At 34.7% G+C, this 4,210-nt stretch carries 5 protein-coding genes; 4 read left to right on the forward strand and 1 reads right to left on the reverse strand.

Annotated features, from left to right (window positions below):
- The coding region (locus ACIPNH_RS04450; protein ID WP_400771938.1) for a phosphoribosylaminoimidazolesuccinocarboxamide synthase at positions 1-447 on the reverse strand (447 nt) is incomplete at its 3' end.
- A gap of 74 nt (positions 448-521) precedes the next feature.
- Here ACIPNH_RS04450 and trmD point away from each other — a divergent pair.
- The 4 genes from trmD (at position 522) to ACIPNH_RS04470 (ending at position 3,869) form a co-directional block, all read left to right on the forward strand.
- Complete coding sequence (gene trmD / locus ACIPNH_RS04455) at positions 522-1,232, forward strand: tRNA (guanosine(37)-N1)-methyltransferase TrmD (protein WP_007549279.1); 711 nt, start codon at positions 522-524, stop codon at positions 1,230-1,232.
- The gene (rplS, locus tag ACIPNH_RS04460) at positions 1,216-1,593 is read left to right on the forward strand and encodes a 50S ribosomal protein L19 (RefSeq protein ID WP_400771941.1); all 378 of its coding nucleotides are present in this window, start codon (positions 1,216-1,218) and stop codon (positions 1,591-1,593) included. Before trmD ends, rplS begins: the two co-directional genes overlap by 17 nt.
- Positions 1,594-1,814: 221 nt before the next feature.
- The gene (locus ACIPNH_RS04465) at positions 1,815-3,065 is read left to right on the forward strand and encodes a PstA family ABC transporter permease (RefSeq protein WP_400771943.1); all 1,251 of its coding nucleotides are present in this window, start codon (positions 1,815-1,817) and stop codon (positions 3,063-3,065) included.
- Positions 3,066-3,071: 6 nt separating this feature from the next.
- Complete coding sequence (locus tag ACIPNH_RS04470) at positions 3,072-3,869, forward strand: phosphoribosylformylglycinamidine synthase subunit PurQ (RefSeq protein WP_264723930.1); 798 nt, start codon at positions 3,072-3,074, stop codon at positions 3,867-3,869.
- Positions 3,870-4,210: the final 341 nt, after the last annotated feature.

The raw sequence follows: 4,210 nt of genomic DNA on the forward strand, positions 1-4,210 counted from the left end.
ATCCATTTCTTTGCTAGATAGCCAATCAAAATACAGTATGTGATTTTCACTTACCATTGGGTCGGCTAGGTCATCATTTTTGTAAAAAAAATCGATTATAGGAGATGCAAGCCTCTCACCTTCTTTGATATTAAAACGTTTGCAAAAGCTGCCAGCTGCGACATTTCTAACTACTACCTCAAGAGGTATTATCTTGAGTTTTTTGACTAGCTGTTCTCTTTCGTTTAGAGTTTTTATAAAGTGTGTGCTAATTTCTGCTTTCTCAAGCTTTTCCATGATAAAAGCACTAATATGATTATTAATTATTCCTTTACCATCGATTATTTCATATTTTTCCTTATTGAATGCTGTAATATCATCTTTAAAGTGCTGTATGACAATTGATAAGTCTTCAGTTTCAATAATGGCTTTCGCTTTACCTTCGTATATCGTTTTATTCAGTGACATGTTTAATTTAACTATATATTATATCAATTTACTATTCTTAGAGTATAGCCCCAAATAACTTAAAATAAACCTTAATGGCATTCAATGTTACAATATTAACCATATTCCCAGAAATGTTCCCGGGGTTTTTGAACTATTCTCTTGCCGGAAAAGCGTTAGAAAAAAAAATATGGAACCTTGAAGTAATAAATATTCGTTCTTTTGCGAAAGATAAACATTCAACTGTGGATGATGTTCCATATGGAGGTGGAGCAGGAATGGTTATGCGTTCTGATGTAGTTGGTGATGCAGTAGATAGTATGCTCTCTGTTCATAAAAACACTAAGTTTATTTACATGACTCCATCTGGAACTAAGTTTAATCAGAATATTGCCAGAGAATTATTAGAGTTTCCTCATATAACAATATTGTGTGGTCGATTTGAAGGTATTGACCAAAGGATAATTGATGCGTATACTCCTTATGAGTTAAGTATTGGAGATTATATACTTTCAGGAGGTGAGCCAGCTGCAATGGTGGTTCTTGATGCATGCATTAGACTTCTTCCAGGTGTAGTAAATAATACCGATAGTATTACTGAAGAAAGTTTTAATTATGGTGGTGGTGTACTTGAATATCCTCAATATACTAGACCTGAGCAGTGGAAGGGATATAAAGTACCTGAGGTTTTGTTATCTGGCAATCACAAAAAAATAAGTGATTGGAGGCAGAAGCAGTCTCATGTTATAACAAAAAAGCGTAGGCCTGAATTATTGAGTGGAGAGATAAATGACAAATTTACTTAAAAAATTTAACGAACAGCAAATGCAAGTGTTAGCTAAAGAAATACCAGAATTTCGTCCTGGCGATGATTTGAAGGTCACTTTTAAAGTAGTTGACGGTACAAGTGAACGTATACAGATATTTGAAGGTGTATGTATATCAAAAAGGAACCGCGGGGTACATTCTTCTTTTGCAGTCAGAAAAGTGAGCCATGGAGAAAGTATAGTGTCTCAGTTTTTTGTTTATTCTCCTGCACTGGTTTCAGTGCAAGTGACAAGAAAAGGAAAGGTTCGTAGAGCAAAACTGTATTATCTGTGCAAACTATTTGGAAAAGCTGCAAGGATCAAAGAGCGTACTACTTATGTTAAAAAGAAATCTAAGTAGATACAATAGGGAGTGATGTCAATTGTGTCATCTCAGAACTCTCTCTTGTCATCCCAGTGCTCCGACACTGGGATCCAGCATTCATTATTCTCCTTTTGGTTTGTGCTTTCATGGAAAATGTAAAAATTATTTGCAGGCAAAGCCTGCTGGATCCCAGTGTCAGCTACTTGCATGACAAAAAAGGGGAAAGTTTTTTCAAATCCTCGTGTAAAGAAAAGTAAATGAGTATAAAGAAAAAATTCCTTAAATTACTTCAGTCAAGGCGTGTACATGCTCGTATAAAAAGGAAAAATAAAAAGAACAGAGCGCTACGCTTTTGTTCTTTCACGGCACTAGTTATCTCACTTGGCTGTCCTGTGTGTATATTGTTGAGTATATTAGTTAACTCTTACAGTGCCTTAACAGTAACGAAAATTTTATTGCCAGTTGAAATAAATGCTGATCTTGCTTTGGCGAGTAATTCTAGTGATTTGCGGTATAAGTCCATTGGCTTACTCAACGATTCTTTACGTAAGGTGTTTGGAGGAACTGATTTTAAAGACGGTGACGAAATTTTAAGTCGTAATTCTTACAAAGAACTAGAGAAATTTTTTCGTAAGAAAGTAAAAGATAGTGGTGAATATGAGATCTGGTTTACCGCGTCAAGTATAATTAATTCAATAAATAAAGATAAATATTTGAATGATCGTTATGCTAAATTACTTGATTGGCTAAAAGAAAAGAGGAGAGTGAAAAAATTTTTTAATAAGTCTTTATTCCTTAAATCTGACTCTCGTGAACCTGAAAATGCAGGGATTTTAGGAGCGTTTATCGGTTCATTAATGACAATTATAGTGTGCCTAGCATTAGCATTACCAATAGGAATTATGTCGGGCATCTGTCTTTACGAATTTATGCCTAAAAATAGGCTAATGACTAATATTGTAGAAATTAGCATAAATAATCTTGCTGCAGTGCCTTCAATAATATTTGGTGTAGTGGGCTTAACTCTCTATCTTGGCATATTTGGGCTACCACGCTCTTCACCACTTGTTGGTGGAATGACTCTTTCATTTATGATGTTACCTAATATTATAATTGCAACAAAAAATGCCTTTGCGAATGTTCCTATTACGATAAAGGATGCAGCGTTTGCGCTCGGTGCACCTCACATCAAGGTGATATTAGATCACTCTTTACCGATTGCGTTACCAAGAATAATATATGGTACTGTGCTTGCAATTGCAAGGATTTTAGGTGAATCTTCTCCTTTACTTATGATGGGTATGGTGGCATTTATTGCTGATACACCTACGTCCTTTTTCGATCCGGCGACTGTTCTACCTGTGCAAATATACATATGGTCAAGCAATCCTGAAATTGCATTTGTTGAACTTGCTGCTATCGCAATTATAGCTTTATTATTGGTGTTATTTGCGTTAAATTTAGTAGCAAATTTTGTAAAAAGGAAATTCGAATTTTTTAATTTTTAGCAATTCATGAAAATCACAGTCCTATCTGGTTATGGCTTAAATTGCGAAAAAGAAACTGCATTTGCATTTATGGAATGCAGCAGAAAACTTGGTGTTGGTAATATTGAAGTAAAAATCGTTCACATTAACGATATCATAGATAATCCAGGTGAACTGAAATTAAGCAATATACTTGCAATTCCAGGGGGTTTTTCCTATGGTGATGACACTGGTGCTGGTAATGCGTTTGCTTTACGTATTAAAAATAACTTGTTGGATGAGTTTCAAGAGTTTTTATCTCAGGACAAGCTGATTATAGGAATATGTAATGGTTGTCAGATATTAGTAAAATTAATTCCAGAGTTCTCTAATCTAGCTTTAATCCATAATGATATAGGCAATTATCAATGCCGTTGGATTAGAGTGAGAGTTAATTCAAAGAGTAATTCTGTTTGGCTACGGGGCCTGAGTGAACTATATCTCCCTATTGCTCATGGGGAAGGCAAATTTTTTATGGATCAAGATATTTTGAACCAATTGATTGAGAGCAATTCCACCGCATTACGTTACATTGATAAAAATGGCAACTATGCTAACCTACAATTTCCTTACAATCCGAATGGATCTACATACGACCTAGCAGCTTTATCAGATAAAAGTGGAAGAGTGCTAGCTTTAATGCCCCATCCAGAAAGGGGAATATTTTTTACCCAGCAAGATAATTGGCCCCTTGAAAAAGAAAAGAGCAAGCGTTTAGGTGTTGCTGTGCCAAAATATGGCGATGGAATGCTTATATTTGAAAATGCACTAAAGTATTTTTGTTAAAATTTATTGATAGGGATTTATGGTCGAAATTATCCCCTGATATTGCAAAAAACTTGCTTGACAAGCCTTGCCAGTCCCCTTATCATGAAACTGAAGCTATTTATTTATCTTCTCTGTACAGATTAAATGACAAAAAAACTCACGTATCTGGCGTCCCATGTTTAATTTTTTGCACTATGTGCATCTTATGTCTTTATAAAATTTCTAGGTTTTTACCTAATATAAGCTGAAATGCGCTTATAAAGCATTTAAAACATCAAAAAACGTCGATTTAAAAAATGGATAGTGAATAACTAGCTACCCTAGGGTTTCTTTTGCCTTTTTTTCTGTTTAGTAAATTT

Origin of the sequence: Wolbachia endosymbiont of Drosophila barbarae (genome assembly GCF_044752445.1) — a bacterium.
Lineage (GTDB): Bacteria > Pseudomonadota > Alphaproteobacteria > Rickettsiales > Anaplasmataceae > Wolbachia > Wolbachia pipientis.